General features: G+C 64.5%; 17 protein-coding genes. 5 read left to right on the plus strand and 12 right to left on the minus strand.

From position 1 onward, the window contains the following. Window positions 1-24: 24 nt before the first annotated feature. Both hydA and NDN16_RS06400 read right to left on the minus strand, forming a co-directional pair. The gene (gene hydA / locus NDN16_RS06395) at window positions 25-1,473 is read right to left on the minus strand and encodes a dihydropyrimidinase (RefSeq protein ID WP_251112787.1); all 1,449 of its coding nucleotides are present in this window, start codon (window positions 1,471-1,473) and stop codon (window positions 25-27) included. Beyond that, window positions 1,470-2,738: a Zn-dependent hydrolase gene (locus NDN16_RS06400; RefSeq protein ID WP_251112788.1), complete on the minus strand. Its 1,269-nt coding sequence runs from the start codon at window positions 2,736-2,738 to the stop codon at window positions 1,470-1,472. The genes hydA and NDN16_RS06400 overlap by 4 nt, the downstream gene beginning before the upstream one ends. Window positions 2,739-2,911: 173 nt before the next feature. Between NDN16_RS06400 and NDN16_RS06405 the strand changes: the two genes are divergently transcribed. Continuing rightward, window positions 2,912-3,547 (plus strand): TetR family transcriptional regulator C-terminal domain-containing protein, encoded by a 636-nt coding sequence (locus NDN16_RS06405; protein WP_435301062.1) that lies wholly within the window; start codon window positions 2,912-2,914, stop codon window positions 3,545-3,547. A gap of 8 nt (window positions 3,548-3,555) precedes the next feature. Here the strand turns inward: NDN16_RS06405 and preA are convergent, their stop codons facing one another. Then, window positions 3,556-4,899, minus strand: a complete 1,344-nt coding sequence (gene preA, locus NDN16_RS06410; RefSeq protein WP_251112789.1) for an NAD-dependent dihydropyrimidine dehydrogenase subunit PreA — start codon at window positions 4,897-4,899, stop codon at window positions 3,556-3,558. A 14-nt stretch (window positions 4,900-4,913) separates the two neighbouring features. Next, window positions 4,914-6,272: an NAD(P)-dependent oxidoreductase gene (locus NDN16_RS06415; RefSeq protein WP_251112790.1), complete on the minus strand. Its 1,359-nt coding sequence runs from the start codon at window positions 6,270-6,272 to the stop codon at window positions 4,914-4,916. 206 nt (window positions 6,273-6,478) lie between these two features. Between NDN16_RS06415 and NDN16_RS06420 the strand changes: the two genes are divergently transcribed. Together NDN16_RS06420 and fic are read left to right on the plus strand one after the other, a co-directional pair. Beyond that, on the plus strand, window positions 6,479-7,279 hold the full coding sequence (locus tag NDN16_RS06420; protein WP_251112791.1) for a potassium channel family protein: 801 nt from the start codon (window positions 6,479-6,481) through the stop codon (window positions 7,277-7,279). Window positions 7,280-7,387: 108 nt separating this feature from the next. Further along, window positions 7,388-8,500, plus strand: a complete 1,113-nt coding sequence (fic, locus tag NDN16_RS06425; RefSeq protein WP_251112792.1) for a protein adenylyltransferase Fic — start codon at window positions 7,388-7,390, stop codon at window positions 8,498-8,500. On the opposite strand, the gene NDN16_RS06430 is transcribed toward fic, so the two are convergent. Beyond that, window positions 8,472-8,858, minus strand: coding sequence for a DUF423 domain-containing protein (locus NDN16_RS06430; RefSeq protein WP_251112793.1), 387 nt, complete (start codon window positions 8,856-8,858; stop codon window positions 8,472-8,474). The genes fic and NDN16_RS06430 overlap by 29 nt on opposite strands. A 57-nt stretch (window positions 8,859-8,915) precedes the next feature. Here NDN16_RS06430 and cysQ point away from each other — a divergent pair, with 57 nt between their 5' ends. After that, on the plus strand, window positions 8,916-9,719 hold the full coding sequence (cysQ, locus tag NDN16_RS06435) for a 3'(2'),5'-bisphosphate nucleotidase CysQ (protein WP_251112794.1): 804 nt from the start codon (window positions 8,916-8,918) through the stop codon (window positions 9,717-9,719). Here the strand turns inward: cysQ and mnhG are convergent. The 7 genes from mnhG to NDN16_RS06470 are packed head-to-tail and all read right to left on the minus strand — an operon-like array spanning window position 9,711 to window position 15,806. Then, a complete protein-coding gene (gene mnhG, locus NDN16_RS06440) occupies window positions 9,711-10,079 on the minus strand; it encodes a monovalent cation/H(+) antiporter subunit G (RefSeq protein WP_251112795.1) in 369 nt (122 codons plus the stop codon). The genes cysQ and mnhG overlap by 9 nt on opposite strands. Beyond that, window positions 10,076-10,465 (minus strand): cation:proton antiporter, encoded by a 390-nt coding sequence (locus tag NDN16_RS06445; protein WP_251112796.1) that lies wholly within the window; start codon window positions 10,463-10,465, stop codon window positions 10,076-10,078. The genes mnhG and NDN16_RS06445 overlap by 4 nt, the downstream gene beginning before the upstream one ends. Further along, window positions 10,462-10,935: a Na+/H+ antiporter subunit E gene (locus NDN16_RS06450; RefSeq protein ID WP_251112797.1), complete on the minus strand. Its 474-nt coding sequence runs from the start codon at window positions 10,933-10,935 to the stop codon at window positions 10,462-10,464. Before NDN16_RS06450 ends, NDN16_RS06445 begins: the two co-directional genes overlap by 4 nt. Next, complete coding sequence (locus tag NDN16_RS06455) at window positions 10,932-12,632, minus strand: proton-conducting transporter transmembrane domain-containing protein (protein WP_435301063.1); 1,701 nt, start codon at window positions 12,630-12,632, stop codon at window positions 10,932-10,934. Before NDN16_RS06455 ends, NDN16_RS06450 begins: the two co-directional genes overlap by 4 nt. Before the next feature lie 5 nt (window positions 12,633-12,637). Next, window positions 12,638-13,015 carry a Na+/H+ antiporter subunit C gene (locus NDN16_RS06460; RefSeq protein ID WP_039188889.1) on the minus strand — a complete coding sequence of 126 codons (378 nt, stop codon included), beginning with the start codon at window positions 13,013-13,015 and terminating at the stop codon, window positions 12,638-12,640. Beyond that, window positions 13,015-13,431 carry a Na(+)/H(+) antiporter subunit B gene (locus tag NDN16_RS06465; RefSeq protein WP_039188888.1) on the minus strand — a complete coding sequence of 139 codons (417 nt, stop codon included), beginning with the start codon at window positions 13,429-13,431 and terminating at the stop codon, window positions 13,015-13,017. The genes NDN16_RS06460 and NDN16_RS06465 overlap by 1 nt, the downstream gene beginning before the upstream one ends. Further along, window positions 13,428-15,806: a putative monovalent cation/H+ antiporter subunit A gene (locus NDN16_RS06470; RefSeq protein WP_251112798.1), complete on the minus strand. Its 2,379-nt coding sequence runs from the start codon at window positions 15,804-15,806 to the stop codon at window positions 13,428-13,430. The genes NDN16_RS06465 and NDN16_RS06470 overlap by 4 nt, the downstream gene beginning before the upstream one ends. A 252-nt stretch (window positions 15,807-16,058) precedes the next feature. Here NDN16_RS06470 and msrB point away from each other — a divergent pair, with 252 nt between their 5' ends. Then, entirely contained in the window at window positions 16,059-16,481 is a 423-nt protein-coding gene (gene msrB, locus NDN16_RS06475) for a peptide-methionine (R)-S-oxide reductase MsrB (protein WP_251112799.1), read from the plus strand. Window positions 16,482-16,505 lie beyond the last annotated feature (24 nt).

Consider the following 16,505-nt stretch of genomic DNA (forward strand, 5'->3'; position numbering starts at 1 on the left):
CCCCGAGCCCCCGTCCATCGGCGATCAGACCCCGGCCGGAATGCCGGCGCGCTCCACCTTGCGGGGCGCGACCAGCTCTTTCCATGCGGAAAGCGCCCGGTTGACCGGCGCGTTGGCGGGCCGCCTGACGAAGCGCCCGTCACCGGTGCCGGCCAGGATCTCGCCCTGTCGGAAGGCGAGCGCCCCACGGGAAAAGGTCAATGCCGGCAGGCCCTTTACCGAGATGCCCTCGAAGACATTGTAGTCGATGGCGGATTTCTGCGTATCGGCGGAGATGACCTTGGTCGCTTCCGGATCCCACACGATCAGGTCCGCATCGGCTCCGGGCAGGATCGCGCCCTTGCGTGGGTAGATGTTGAGGATCTTGGCGATATTGGTGGAAGTGGCGGCGACGAACTCGTTCATCGTCAGCCGGCCGGTGTTGACGCCGCGCGTCCACAGGAGGGGCAGCCGGTCCTCCAGCCCGCCCGTACCGTTGGGGATGCGGGTGAAGTCACCGACGCCGAACCGCTTCTGCTCGGTGGTGAAGGCGCAATGGTCGGTCGCCACCACCTGCAGCGAGCCGCTGGCAAGCCCGGCCCAGAGGGAGTCCTGGTTGCGCCTGTCGCGGAAGGGCGGCGACATCACACGCCGCGCCGCGTAATCCCAGTCGGGGTTCTGATACTCGCTTTCGTCGAGCACGAGATGCTGGATCAGCGGCTCGCCGAAGACGCGCATGCCCTTTTGCCGGGCACGGCGGATCGCCTCATGGCTCTCCTCGCAGGAGACGTGGACGACATAGAGCGGCACGCCGGCCTGGTCGGCGATCATGATGGCGCGGTTCGTCGCCTCTCCCTCCACTTCCGGCGGGCGCGAATAGGCATGCGCCTCGGGTCCGTCATTGCCGGCCGCCAGAAGCTTCTGTTGCAGCGAGGCGACGACGTCGCCGTTCTCGGCGTGGACGAGCGGCAGCGCACCAAGCTCCGCACAGCGCTGGAACGAGGCGAACATCTCGTCGTCGTTCACCATCAGCGCGCCCTTGTAGGCCATGAAATGCTTGAACGAGTTGATGCCCTCTTCCACGATACGCGGCATTTCCTCGAAGACCTGCCGGTCCCACCAGGTGATGGCCATGTGGAAGGAATAATCGGCACGCGCCTTGCCGGCCTTCTGACGCCACGCCTGCAGCGCGTCGATCAGGCTTTGGCCCGGCGCGGGCAGGCAGAAATCCACCGTCATCGTGGTGCCGCCGGCAAGGCCCGCCGCCGTCCCGGTGTCGAAATCGTCGCTCGAATGGGTACCCATGAAGGGCATCTCCATGTGCGTATGCGGGTCGATGCCGCCGGGCATCACGTAGGCGCCGGAGGCGTCGACCACCTCGTCGCCCTCCAGCCCCTCGCCGACGGCGGCGATCCGCTCGCCGTCGATCAGCACGTCCGCCCGGAACGTGCGGTCGGCAGTCACCACGGTGCCGCCCTTGATCGCGATGGTCATCGGTCTTCTCCCCCCGCCTGTTCGGCGATGCCGGCCGTTTCGACGACGGCGTTGAGCAACACGTTGGCGCCGTTGCGCGCCCAGTCCCGGGTGATCTCCTCGGCCTCGTTGTGCGACAGTCCGTCCACGCAGGGGCACATGACCATGGCGGTCGGCGCCACGCGGTTGATCCAGCAGGCATCGTGCCCCGCACCCGACACGATATCGCGGTGGCTGAGGCCGAGCTTCTCGGCTGCGCTGCGGATCGCCGCGACGCAGCCTTCGTCGAAGGTCACCGGGTCGAAATGTCCGACGATCTCGGTCTCGGCGCCGATATCCATCGCCTCGGCGATCCGGTCGATACCCTCCTCGATGCGAGCGCGCATCGCCTCCAGCGTATCCCTGTCGGGCGAGCGGATGTCGATCGTGAACACCGCCTTGCCGACGATGATGTTGCGGGAGTTGGGATAGACCTCCACATGGCCGATCGCACCCACCGCATCCGGCTGGTGGTCCATGGCCACCTCGTGCACCAGTTCCGTCACGCGGGCCATTCCCAGCCCGGCATTGCGCCGTTTGGGCATTGGTGTGGAGCCGGTATGCGCCGACCGGCCGGTCAATGTCACCTGCAGCCAGTACAGGCCCTGCCCGTGCGTCACGACCCCGATGTCGACGCCTTCGTCCTCGAGGATCGGCCCCTGTTCGATATGCAGTTCGAAGAAGGCGCCGATCTTGCGTGCGCCGACCTTCTCGTCGCCCTCGAAGCCGATGCGCCGAAGCTCGTCGCCGAAGCGCTTGCCCTTGGCGTCCACCCTGTCCTTGGCCCATTCCTCCTCGTGGATTCCGGCGAAAACGCCGGAAGCCAGCATGGCCGGCGCAAAGCGGGTCCCCTCCTCGTTGGTCCAGTTCGTCACCACGATCGGGCGGCGCGTCCGGATATTCATGTCATTCAGGCTGCGCACCACTTCCAGTGCGCCGAGAACGCCGAGCACCCCGTCATAGCGACCGCCCGTCGGCTGCGTGTCGAGATGGCTGCCGAGGTAGACGGGCGCCGCGTCGGCCTCCTGTCCCGGCCGCTCGGCGAACATGTTGCCCATCGAGTCCACCGCGACATGCATCCCGGCATCCTCGCACCAGCGCTGGAACAGGCGGCGGCCTTCGGCATCCTCGTCGGTCAGGGTCTGGCGGTTATTGCCCCCCGCGACGCCCGGCCCAATCTCGGCCATATCCATCAGGGCGTTCCACAGGCGATCTCCGTCAACCTGCAGGTTGGATGCGCTGCTCATGCGGAATAACCCCTTGCACTGTCGTGTCCGGCCCGGTCGGGGCGCATTTTCTTGACCGCCCGGTCAAAAGCGAGGCTAAAAGGTCGCCTATGGCCGGTCAAGCGTACCTGCCGACTTATGCGGCAGTAATTTTCGTTGCAAAATCTTGAGGCACCAGGAGGCGAGGCCGGGGAATGGAAAGCGTGCGCAAGCATCGACGGACGCGCATCCAGCAGGCAAACCGCGAGATGATCGTAGCCGCGGCCTTGCCGGTGTTTTCGGCCCACGGCTTCAAGGCCGCGACCGTGGACGCCATCGCCGCGGCGGCCGGAATGTCGAAGCCAAACCTCCTTTATTATTTCCGGCGAAAGGAAGACATCTATTCGGCCGTCCTGGAGCGTACGCTGGAAATCTGGCTCGATCCGCTGGAGCGGCTCGATGCAGACGGCGACCCGGAGGCGGAACTTTCCCGCTACATCGGGGTGAAGCTGCAGATGTCGGCCGATGCGCCCGACGCCTCCCGCCTGTTCGCCAACGAAATCCTGCATGGCGCGCCGGTGATCGGCGACTTTCTCTCCGGGCGGCTGCGCCGACTGGTGCGCGCCAAGGCTGCCATCATCGCGGGGTGGATGGACGAAGGGCGGCTGGCACGGATGGACCCGGTGCACCTGGTCTTCATGATCTGGGCGATCACGCAGCATTATGCCGACTTCGCGGTTCAGGTCCGGGCGATCGTCGGCCCCGACGCCGAAGAACCCGCCTTCCGCGAGGCGACGGCGCGCAACGTGCTTGCTTTGGTGATGAACGGGCTGCGGCCCCGCGCCGGCTGAAGCGCCGGTCACTCGGCGGCGTCCGGCAGCACCACGGGTTCCGGCGCGAACTGCATCGCCTCCCGCGCCATCGGATTGTTCGGATGCACCGTCCAGTTGGAATAGGCGTCCGGTATCGGCTTGCCCGTTCGTGGATCGACCCCGTGCGCGCGCTCCATAATGATGCAGTCCTCGACCGGGCAGACATTCACGCAGAGATTGCAGCCGACGCATTCCGCGTCGATCACCTCGAAATGGCGTGCGCCGTCCACCATCGATGTGATGGCTTGGTGGGACGTGTCCTCGCACGCAATGTGGCAGCGTCCGCATTTGATGCAGAGCGTCTGGTCGATATGCGCCTTCGTGACGTAGTTGAGGTTGAGATACTGCCAGTCGACGACGTTGCCGACCGCCCGCCCGCGGAAGTCCTCAATGCCGCGATAGCCCTTCTCGTCCATCCACTCCGAAAGGCCGGTCGCCATTTCCTGCACGACCTTGAAACCGTAGGTCATCGCAGCCGTGCAGACCTGGACGGTGCCGCAACCGAGCGCGATGAACTCCGCGGCGTCCCGCCACGTGGTCACGCCGCCGATACCCGAGATCGGCATGCCCCATGTCTCGCGGTCGCGGGCGATTTCGGCCACCATGTTGAGGGCGATCGGCTTGACCGCCGGGCCGCAATAGCCGCCGTGGCTGCCCTTCCCGTCGATGGTGGGCGTGGGCGCGAAATTGTCCAGGTCGACGCTGACGATGGACGAGATGGTGTTGATCAGGGATACGGCATCGGCGCCTCCGCGCCTTGCGGCGCGCGCCGGATAGCGGATGTCGGTGATATTGGGCGTCAGCTTCACGATGACGGGCAGCTTCGAGTGCTGCTTGCACCAGCGTGCGACCATCTCGATATACTCGGGCACCTGCCCCACGGCCGAGCCCATGCCACGCTCGCTCATGCCATGCGGGCATCCGAAGTTCAGTTCCACCCCGTCGCAGCCCGTATCGGCCACGCGCGCGAGGATGGATTTCCAGCTCTCTTCCTCGCACGGCACCATCAGCGACACGATCAAGGCGCGGTCCGGCCAGTTGCGCTTGACCCGGGCGATCTCCTCCAGGTTGAGATCGAGTTCTCGGTCCGTGATCAGCTCGATATTGTTGAGGCCAAGCAACCGGCGGTCGGGTCCGTGGATCGCACCGTAGCGCGGCCCGTTCACGTTGACGACGGGCCGCCCCTCTCCCAGCGTCTTCCACACGACACCGCCCCACCCGGCCTCGAAGGCGCGCTGGACATTGTACTCCTTGTCGGTGGGCGGCGCGGACGCCAGCCAGAACGGGTTGGGAGAGCGGATGCCCAGGAATTCCGTAGCGAGATCGGCCATCGTCCGGTTTCTCCTCAAGCCTTGGCCGCGAGGGCGTGGTGAATGGACAGGGCCGCCAGCTTGCCGTCTTCCACGGCGGCCACCGTCAGATCCTGCCCCCCGAAGATGCAGTCGCCGCCGGCCCAGACGCCGTCGAGGCCGGTGCGCCGGTCTTCGTCGACGGCGATGCGCCCGCCGCGCATGGGCGGCAGGGCCTCCGCCGCGACGCCTTCCAGATGGAATGTCTGTCCGATGGCCTTGAAGACCTGGTCCGCCTCCAGCACGAGCGTCTCGCCGGTGCCGCCGAATTGGCCATCCACGGTATGGGTGCGCTCCAGTTCGATGCCGCAGACCGCCTCGCCCTGGACCAGAAGCCGTTTCGGCATCACGTCGCACAGGATGCGCACGCCACGGTTGGCCGCGATCTCCTGTTCGTAGCGGCTGGCGTTCATTGCATCGCGGCCCCGACGATAGGCCAGGGTCACCTCGTCCGCACCCAGCGCCTTGGCCTGCACGGCGACGTCGATGGCGGTCATGCCGCCCCCGATGACCACGATGCGTCGCCCGACGGGAATATCGCCCAGATTCGCCGTCTGGCGCAGCTCGGCGATCCAGGAGACGGCATCGGCATCGCCGCTGGCGCCGGCCCCCTCGGCCTCCAATGCGCGCACACCCGAAAGCCCGAGCCCCAGGAAAACCGCGTCATGGCTGCGTCGCAGCTCGTCCAGGTGGATGTCCCGCCCCAGCGCCTTGCCCGTCTGAAGGCTTATGCCGCCGATCGACAGGACGAATTCGGCTTCGATGGCGGCGAAGTCCTCCGTCGCCTTGTAGGCGGCGATTCCGTATTCGTTGAGCCCCCCGGGCTTCGGCCGCGCGTCGTAGATGGTCACGTCATGGCCAAGCATGGCAAGGCGGTGCGCACAGGACAGGCCGGCCGGACCCGCCCCCACCACCGCGACGCGCCGACCGGTCGGCGCTGCCCGCCGGAAAGGCTGCCGGCCGGTATCCATCATCGCATCGGTGGCATAGCGCTGCAGCAGACCGATCTTCACCGGCTTGCCCTCCGCCGCCTCGCGCACGCAGGCTTCCTCGCAAAGGGTCTCGGTGGGGCAGACGCGGGCGCACATGCCGCCCAGAACATTCTCGGACAGGATGGTGCGGGCGGCGCCGAGCGGATTTCCGGACTGGATTTGCCGGATGAAGAGCGGGATGTCTATGCCGGTGGGGCAGGCCTGCATGCAGGGCGCATCGTAGCAGAAGTAGCAGCGGTCGGATTCGACCGCGGCCTCATGACGCTCCAGCGGCGGATGGATGTCCGAGAAGTTCACCGTCAATGCGTCCGGCGCAAGGCGACCGGCCGAGATATCGGGGCGATATGGGGGAAGCTCGTTCATGCGGGTCGGTCTCCCTTGAACTGTTCCAACCTAGAATGGGTCCAGTTTAGAGATCGCGTCAACAATGATTTTGACCATTCGATCAAAAAATGGCGAATTATCGCACCGCAACACGAAATGCCCATTTTATGATCATTACACGGATATTTCGACGCCGGTCCCTTGCCGCCTTATGATGGTATGGATGACGGCAGGGAGGCGAGACCGTGGGTACCGAGTCGGTCGGCGAGCAGACAAGCGGCTTTCAGAACCTTCGGGACTGGCTGAGGCTGCTCTATCATGGGCGCTCGCGGGGCGCACAGCGCTTCCAGACGGCAATGATCATCGTCGATTTCGTGATCATCGCCTTCTTCATCGCCACGCCCGTCCTGCGGGATCAGGAAGCCTTCCTCTGGTTCGATTATGCGGTTGCGGCGATCCTGCTTGCCGATCTGGCGGCCCGCGGCCTTGCCTCGACCGACATCGGCCGGTGGCTGCGGCAGCCGACGGTGATCGTCGACATATTCATCTTCGTGACGCTGCTCTTCCCCTATACCTTCATCAATCTGGGTTTCCTGCGCATCCTGCGGCTCTGGACGGTCTCGCGCAGCGGCGTGCTGTGGCGTCCGCTGCATCGGCACAGGCTGGAAGACTGGGAGGATGCCGGGCGCGCGGTGGTGAACCTCGTCACCTTCCTGTTCGTCGCCACAGGCTTCATCTACACCTTCTTCTTCCGCGACGGGTCGGGCCTCATCGGCTATGTGGACGCGCTGTACTTCACCGTCACCAGCGTCACGACCACCGGATACGGCGACATCATCCTGCCCGGCCCCGCCGGCAAGCTGACGTCCATCGTGACGATGTTGATCGGCATCTCGCTGTTCGTGCGGCTGGCGCAGGCGCTGTTCCGGCCGCACAAGGTAACCTTCCCCTGCCCGCAATGCGGCCTGTCCCGACACGATCCGGATGCCGTCCATTGCAAGGCCTGCGGCCATTTGTTGAAAATTCCAGACGAGGGCCAGGATTAGAGCGTTTCCTCATGTCGATAAAATGCGATTTCTTCGACACGTTTTTGCGATATGTCGATGCCATCGACATATTCGACGGATATGTCGACAAAACCGGATTTCTTCGACATGAGCTTTAACCCGAACCGTCCCTACAACGAACTCCCCGGTCTCCCGCCGTCAACGGAACTGGAGACGCCGTTAATCCTCCGCGCCTGTATAGAAGCGAGAGCGGCGTTGGCGGAGTTGCGCATGGCGGGCCTGCTCATCCCGAACCAGACCGTACTCATCAATTCGATCCCCTTGCTGGAAGCTCAGGCAAGTTCGGAGATCGAGAACATCGTCACCACCACCGATAAATTGTTCCGCTTTGCGAAGGACGATGGAGGCGATACCGATGCGGCGACAAAGGAAACGCTGCGATATCGCTCCGCGCTGTACATGGGCTATCGCTCCCTTGCCGAACACCCGCTGACGACACGCACCGCAGTGCAGATCTGTCGCATCATAAAGGCCAGCGATATCGACCTTCGCGTTACGCCGGGCACCCGGCTTGTGAACGACAACACCGGACAGGTCATCTATACGCCGCCCGAGGGCGAAGCGACCATACGCGACAAGTTGGCGGACTGGGAACGTTTCCTGCACGCGGACGGAACGCTCGATCCGCTGATTCGCATGGCCGTCATGCATTATCAGTTCGAGGCGATCCATCCGTTCATAGACGGAAACGGACGCACCGGCCGCATCCTCAATTTGCTGTACCTGGTGGAAAAAGGCCTGCTGGATATACCGGTGCTCTATCTAAGCGGTCGTATCATCCAGAACAAACGACGCTATTACGACCTTCTTCTCAACGTCACGACCGAGGGAGATTGGCAGGCCTTCGTCCTGTTCATGGTCGAGGCGATTGAAACGACTGCGCGCTGGTCGACGCGCAAGATCATGGACATACGCAAACTGCTGGAAGAGACGGCCGCGCGGATGCGGGCCGATACCCCGAAAATCTACTCACGTGATTTGGCGGAGCTGATTTTCGTCAATCCCTACTGCCGGATAACAGACCTCGTGGAGGCCGGCATCGCCAAGCGACAGACCGCATCGACCTATCTGAAGGCCTTGTCCGAAGCCGGCATTCTGGAAGAGCGCATAGCCGGACGTGAACGGCTCTACATAAACCCGCGCCTCATATCGCTGCTCTCGGACCGCCGATTCACCGAGGCCGACGCAGGAATGCAATGACGGCGCAAACGGCGATGGCCAGCCACCCGGCCATCAGCATCATGCCGCCACTCGGCGCGGCATTGGCGAAGAGCCTCGCACCCGTCGCGATGCGCATGGCGAGGTCGCCTGAAAACAAGAGCACGCCGGCGATCAGCATGGCGCCGGGTATGGCACGCGCCGCGATCATGGACGGCTGCGCCAGGGCAAGCGCCAGCAGTGCCGGCGCATGAACGAAGGCGATCGCCGCCGCGACCGCCGCCAGCGGCGACGCCGTCGCATGGGCGGCATAGGCGGCGCCTGCGGTGCCCGCCGCGCCGAACAGGCCGGCGAAGACCAGAAGCGTCGCGCCGGCCGCATCGGGTTGAGAGTGTTTCATTGACTTTGTCCTACCAACTCCCGCAGGAAGTATCGAAGGACAAGGCGGGTGTACAGCATGAGCGGGCAGGCAGACGATCTTCACATGATGGAGATCTTCAAGGCAGTAGCCGAGACGGCCGGGCATGCCATACTGCGCATCCGCGCGGCAGGTTGCGCCGCCGAGACCAAGCCCGACGCATCGCCCGTCACCGCCGCCGACCGCGAAGCGGAACGCATCATCGTCGAACGCCTCGCGGCGGCCTTTCCCGCGATACCGTATATTGCCGAGGAAGCCTGCAGCGCAGGGCTTTCCGGTTGCGACACGCATGACGGGTTCTTTCTGATCGACCCTCTCGACGGCACGCGCGAATTCGTCGCCGCGCGTGACGAGTTCACCGTCAACATTGCGTTCGTCATCGGGGGACGGCCGGTCGTGGGCATGGTCCATGTGCCCGCCACGGGTGAGAGCTTCGGCGGCCTGCGGGGCGGTGCCTTTCGATGGCGCACGGGCGCCCCCTCGCCCGAACGGATCGCCGTCCGCCGCCCGCCTGCCGTGGGCGCGACCGCGCTCGTCAGCCGTTCGCATCGCACGCCGGAGACGGATACCTATCTTGCCCGGCTGAAGCCTGCCGAGATCGTGCCCATGGGATCCTCGCTCAAATTCTGCCGCATCGCGGAGGGCGCAGCAGACCTCTATCCCTGCCTCGGCACGACCATGGAATGGGATACGGCTGCCGCCGAAGCGGTGCTGACCGCTGCCGGGGGCCTGGTCGAGACACTGGACGGAACGCCGCTTCGCTATGGCAAGCACGCCGAGAGCGGACGGGACGGCTTCGCCAACCCACCCTTCATCGCCTGCGGCGCCGGCCGCTCAGCCTGAGAACGTGTCGGTTTCGTCGATGTCGCGCGGTTGCATCTGGCTTCGCTCGTCGCGGATCGATTCCGACCCCATGCGATAGCCGGCCGATTGCGCCGCCTTGCCCAGGAGATGGGCAGAGATCGGCGCCGTCATCAGGAAGAAGATGATGGCCGCTATGGCCCGCAGAACCTCTGCCGTCTCGTTGGATACGATCGCCAGCGCCACCAGCATCAGCACGGATCCGACCGTGCCGGCCTTGGCCGCCGCATGGATCCGCGTGTAGAAATCGGGAAACCGGACGATCCCGATGGCGGCGACCATGGTGAAGCCGGCGCCCGCGATGACGAACAGTGCCGCGATGATGTTGCCGAGCCCGCTCATCGCAGGACCTCCGTCCGCCCGATGGGCTGGCGGACATGCTTGTGATCCGGCTCGTCTTCCTCCTGCGTCTTTTCCTGCTGCACCGGAGAGCGCTCCGTATCGCCGCGCACCATGATGAACCGCGCGAAGGAGATCGTCGCGAGGAAGCCGACGAGGCCGAGTGCGATCGCCACGTCCACATACAGGGTGAAGCCGGTGTCGATGCCGATGATGGCGATGAAGCCGATGGAACCCGCCGTGAGAACGTCGAGACCCAGCACGCGATCCGGCAGGGTCGGACCCTTGAAGATGCGGAAGATGGTCAGCACGAAGGCCACGCCGATGAACAGGAGGGCGATGGACAACGCCCAGTCGAGGACGATTTCCGAAAATTCGAGAAAGGTCATCTCAGCGCCTCCAGAAGCTTGCGTTCGAAGCCGCGGGCGATCCGGCGCCGCTCGGCATCCGGATCGGTGCAGTCGAGCGCGTGGATGTAGAGGGTCGAATGGTCCTCGGAAACGTCCAGCACCAGCGATCCCGGCGTCAGCCCCACGAGACCGGACAGGATGGCGATCTCGTAATCGCGGTCCACCATCATGCGGTAGACGAACACGCCGGGCTTAAGATCGAGCTTGGGCTTGAGCGCCGAAACGGCAACCCGCCACGCCGAGAGGAATATCTCCGACACGAGGTACAGGAAAAGCGAGGCCACCCGTTGCCCGCGGCGCAGATAGCCGCCCGTGCCGATCTGCTCGCGGATCAGGCCAAGGGTGAAAGCCGACAGGAAGAAGCCGAACAGAAGGTTCGCCAGGCTGAACGTGGCCGTGACGATGACCCAGACGAGGGCGAGAACGATGTTGACGACGAACAGCGTCATGGCGCCACCTCACCCAGCACGGACGACAGATAGCCCTGCGGCTCCAGAAGGTCGGCCGCCGCCTGGAAGCTGAACTCCGCCAGCCATTCGGGCCAGATGCCGGCAACCACCACGAAGATGCACAGCGCCACCAGCGGCACCAGCGCCAGCGGCGTGCCCGGCGGCGGGGCGCGGAAGGTCTCTTCGGCGATCTGCTTCGCCTCGCCGACATCCTGCGCCGCCGCCATGGCGGGCAAAGGACGCCAGAAGGCCAATGCGAAGGCGCGCATGCAGGCGATGGTGATCAGCAGCCCCGAAACCAGGATGGCGGCGGTCAGCCATGGCATGTCGGCGGCAATGGTGGCGCGCACCAGCAGCATCTTGGGCCAGAAGCCCGAGAAGGGCGGAAGGCCGGCCACGGCCAGGAAGAGAACCAGGAACATCACCGAGAAGACCGGGTTGCGGCGCCACAGCCCGCCCATCTCGTGCAGCGACGACGACCCGTTTCGGAAGGCCGCGACGCCGGCGGCAAGGTAAAGCGCCGTCATCACCACGATGGAGTGGATCGCGTAGTAGATCGCGCCCGAAACGCCGGTGACGAGCGTCGACAGAACCTCGCCGCTGCCGTTCAGGCTGCCGTCGCGCAGCACGCTGGCCGCCCCGGTCGTGACCGTCGTCGTCGTGCTTTCCAGGAAGGGGGGGATCGCCATGCCGGCCATGATGGTGCCGATGCCGGCGATCACCACATAGTTCAGCATGCGCCGGAGGTCGCTTTGCGCAAGAGCGCCGAGCGCACCCGCCATCATCGTCAGACCCGCCACCCAGGCGATCAGGATGCCCAGGCCGACGCGCTCCGGCGGAAACAGCATGAGTTGGACACGCATCAGCGCATAGATGCCGACCTTGGTCAGCAGGCCGGCGAACAGCGCCGACACGACGAAGCGCGGGGTATGGTAGGACGCCGGCAACCAGAAATTCAGCGGAAAGGCGGCGGCTTTCATGGAAAAGGCGACCAAATAGAGGGCGCCGATGGTGAGCAGCGTCCCGTTGCCCTCGAAGGCGGCCGCCTTGACGGCGATCTCGGCCATGTTGAGCGTTCCGAACACGCCATAGAGATAACCGGTCGTCAGCAGGAAGACGGTGGCCCCGATGAGGTTCAGGAAGCAGTATTTGGTGGCGCCGTCGAGCTGCTCGCGCTCCGACCCCAGGATAAGCAGGCCGAAGGAGCCGATCAGCATCACCTCGAACCAGACATAGAGGTTGAAGATGTCGCCGGTCAGGAACGCCCCCGAGACGCCGGCCATCACCATGAACAGGAATGGATAGAAGCCGTATCGGCGCTCTTCCTCGTCGATTGAGGCGATGGCGTAGATGCCGCAGGCGAGGCCGACGAAACCGGCCACCGTCAGGAACAGGACGCTGGTCATGTCGGCGACGAAGGAGATGCCGTAGGGCGGACGCCACCCCCCCATCGCCATGGCCAGGGTTCCTTCGCGATAGACCTCGACGAACAGCGCGACGTCCGCGACCAGCAGGAGGACGAGTCCGGCCACCGCCACCGGCGGATGCCAGTGCATCTGCCGGCGCAGCATCAGGAGACCCGCCCCGAACAGGAAGCAGATCAGGATCGGCATAATGAGCAACCAGCCCGCCAGGCTGGACTGGTCCAGCACCATGGCCTGGCGGATCATCTCTTCCATGCTCTGCGTCGCGGTCATCTCAGTCAGTATCCAAGCGGGGGCAGCCCCTCGTCCTCAGGTTCTGCGACCCGCATGTCCTGCGTGTCGTCGGTTTCCAGATCCTGGTAGGCGCGGTAGGTCAGCACCAGCAGGAAGACGAAGAAAGAAAAGGAAATCACGATGGCCGTCAGCACCAGCGCCTGCGGCACGGCGTTGGCGATGGCCATCGGCGGCATGTCCAGTCCGCCCGGGATCAGCGGCGGGGCGATCGGGCCGATGCGACCCGACACGAAGATGGACAGGTTCACGCTGTTGCCCAGAAGCACGACGCCCAGCAGCATCCGGATGATGTAGCGCGACAGGAGCAGGTAGATCGTGAAGGTGAACATGATGCCGATCACCACGGCGAGCGCGATCTCCATCAGTCGACATACCTTTCTTCGAGCGAAAGGGCGATCGACGAGATGGAACCGACGATGACGAGGTAGACCCCGATGTCGAAGAACAGCGCCGTCGAGATGGGCGGCTCGCCCAGGAACTGCGGAAACCACCAGAGCCCGGTCATGAACGGATAGCCGAGGAAGATCGAGGCGAAGCCGGCCAGCGTTGCCATGATCAGCCCGAAGCCGGCATAGGCGATGGGGTGGAAATGCAAGGCGCGACGAACCGATTCCACCCCCACCGCCATACCGTAGACGGCGATGGCCGACGCCGCGATGAGGCCCCCGATGAAACCGCCGCCGGGCTCGTTGTGGCCGCGCAGCAGCACGAACAGCGAGAACAGGAACATGAGGCTGGTGAGGTAGGGCGCCATGACCCGGAAGATGACTGTTCTCATGGCTGTGCCTCCGCCGCCGGGCGCTTTTTCTTCCTGATGCCCTGCCTGTCCTTTTTGGAGACGCGGATCCGCACCAGCGCCAGGATGGCGGCACCCGTCGTCAGCACCACCGCGATCTCGCCGAACGTATCCACGGCGCGGAAATCCACCAGGATGACATTCACGATATTGCGGCCATGCGCGATGACGTAGGAATAGCGGGTGTAGAAGTCCGACAGCGTCGTATCCATGGTCGTCTGCGTGACGGAAATGAGGAAGAGCGCAAGCCCTGCCCCGCCGAGCGCCGCCAGTACCAGCTCGGGCGCCACCTCCCGCCAGGGCCGCCGGTCGGCCGGCTGCAGGCGCAGCCGCGTCATGACGAGGGCGAGGATGGCGACCGACAGAATCTCCACCATGAACTGCGTGAACGACAGGTCGGGTGCGCCCAGCAGCAGGAACAGCAGCGCGACGGCAAGGCCCTGAATACCGAGGGACAGCATGGCCGCCAGGCGGTTCGGCGCGACGGCCACGACGACCACGCCGAGAACGAGGATGCCGAGCAGCATCCACTCGTAGAAATACAGCATGGGCCATTCGGGCATGCTGGGCAGGCCGCCGGTGGAAATCATGGTGACCCAGAGCAGGCCGATGATGACGATGAACGTCATGCGCATGTAATAGTCGAGCCGGCCCGGCTGCAGGAAATTGGTGATGGCGGCAGATGCCACGATCAGGCCGCGGATGAACTGGTCGAAGCCGCGGTCCGGCCCCCAGCCGATGGCCGTCAGCACCGAGGCGATGCGCGCACGGGCCTCCTTGGACTTCAGGTAGAGCAGGATGCCGGCGACCACGGTCACGACCGACAGGACGAGCGGCGCGCCGAAATGAAACCCGACCGCGATGGTGATGGCGACCGCCTCGTCCAGTGAGGGCGGAGCCATCGGATTGGATATGAACTGGTGCGTCACCTGCGAGAACAGGCCGGCCAGAAGCCCGATGACGCCGAGCAGCAGAGGCGGCGCCCAGACGAGGAACGACGTCTCGTGGGCACGGCGCAAGCCGCTGGGCAGCGCACCGACGAACGGCTTCCACGCCACGACCAGAACGGTCGCGAACATGAAGCAATTGCCGACGAGCGTGACGAGGGTCATGGCACCGGCATAGGGTAAGGGCCCGGCCTCGAACGCGGCGGCATAGACCTCTTCCTTGGCCAGGAAGCCGAAGAGCGGCGGCAGGCCGCCCATGGCCGCGGCGCCCAGAAGGGCGGCGGAAAACGTGTAGGGCATGGTGCGCGCAAGTCCGCCGAGGGCGCGGATGTCGCGCGTTCCGGCGCCGTGGTCTACCGAACCGGCGACCATGAATAGGCAGGCCTTGGCCAGCGAATGCGCGATCACGTAGAGCACGGCGGCCTCGAGGGCCAGTTCCGAGCCGATACCGATCAGGAGCACCAGGAGGCCCAGCGACGCCACCGTCGTATAGGCGAGCATCAGTTTCACGTCGGCCTGCCGCAGCGCCAGGATCGCTCCGATCACCATGGTGATGCTGCCCGCGGTGACGAGCGCCACCTCCCACATCACCGTCTCGCCCATCACGGGGAAGAAGCGCATCAGAAGATAGATGCCCGCCTTCACCATGGTGGCGGAATGCAGGTAGGCCGAAACCGGCGTCGGCGCCTCCATGGCGTTCGGCAGCCAGACATGGAACGGCATCTGCGCGGACTTGGTGAACGCGCCGGCCAGCAGAAGAACCAGGATCGGGCCGTAGGCTCCGCTCTCGTAGATGGCCTGCGGCTGGTCGATCAGCTCGCTGACCGATGTCAGCCCAGTCGTCGCGCGGATCAGGATGAAGCCGGCCAGCAGCGCAAGGGCACCCGCCCCGGTTACCACCAGCGCCTGGATCGCCCCGCGGCGCGCCGCTTCGCGCTCGTGCTGGAAACCGATCAGCAGGAACGACGTGATCGATGTCAGCTCCCAGAAGATGAACAGCGTCATCAGGTCGTCGGCAAGCACGAGGCCCAGCATCGCGCCCATGAACAGGAAAATATAGGAGTAAAATCTACCGAGCTTGTCGCTTTTCGATAGATAGCCGCCGGAATAGAGGACGATAAGCGCCCCGATTCCCAGGATCAGCAGCGCGAAAGCGTAGGATAATCCGTCGAGCCGGAACGATAGCCGCACATCGAAAGTCGGAATCCAATCGAAGCCGAACAGGAAAATCTCCCGTCCCTGGATCTGCTCCGATACGGCAAATATCAATGTAAATGCGAGAGCGGGAAAAAGTGCCAGCGCGTAAGCAGAAAACCGTCCGAGAAGCTTGTGAACTGACGGAGCAACAATCGCTGCAAGAAAAGGAAGGACGACAGCCAAGTAAAAAAGCTGCCCAGTCTGTCCTTCCATGCACCTGTTCCCCTCTGTGGATTTCGTGTCGGCTAACCGGCCGGATCGACGCTCTCGCTCGACGGCCGAGTTCTTTCACCATGTTAGATTTCAGCGGTGATTCTTCAACCCGTTCAAGTCATTTTCACGAAGGCTTCATGCTGCCGCGCAAACGCTCCCGGCAACGATTGCCACCGGGCCGCACGGCGTCGCGCTTGTGGGGATGCCCATCCGGGACTACTTGACCGTCGACGACGCCTTTCACGGAGAAAGATGATGGAAAACGAAGCGCATCGCCAGCTGAAAGTCGACAAGACGGACGCGGAATGGCGCGCGATCCTGACGCCCGAACAATATGCCGTCGCGCGCGGACACGGTACCGAACGGCCCTTCACCGGCCCGAACTGGGACCAGAAGGCTGATGGCACCTATTCCTGCGTATGCTGCCATCGGCCGTTGTTCGATGCCGATACGAAGTTCGAATCCGGCACCGGTTGGCCCAGCTTCTATGAACCCGTCGACGAGGAGGCCGTCCTCGAGGTGGTCGACCGCTCCCACGGGATGGTGCGCACGGAGGTGCGTTGCGCCGATTGCGACGCGCATCTGGGCCATGTCTTCGACGATGGCCCCCGACCGACCGGGCTTCGCTATTGCATGAACGGCTATGCCATGGAGTTCACGCCGGAAGGCGACTGAACATCCGATCGTCGGGGCGGGTTA

The organism is Aureimonas altamirensis (assembly GCF_023702225.1).
GTDB lineage: Bacteria > Pseudomonadota > Alphaproteobacteria > Rhizobiales > Rhizobiaceae > Aureimonas > Aureimonas altamirensis_B.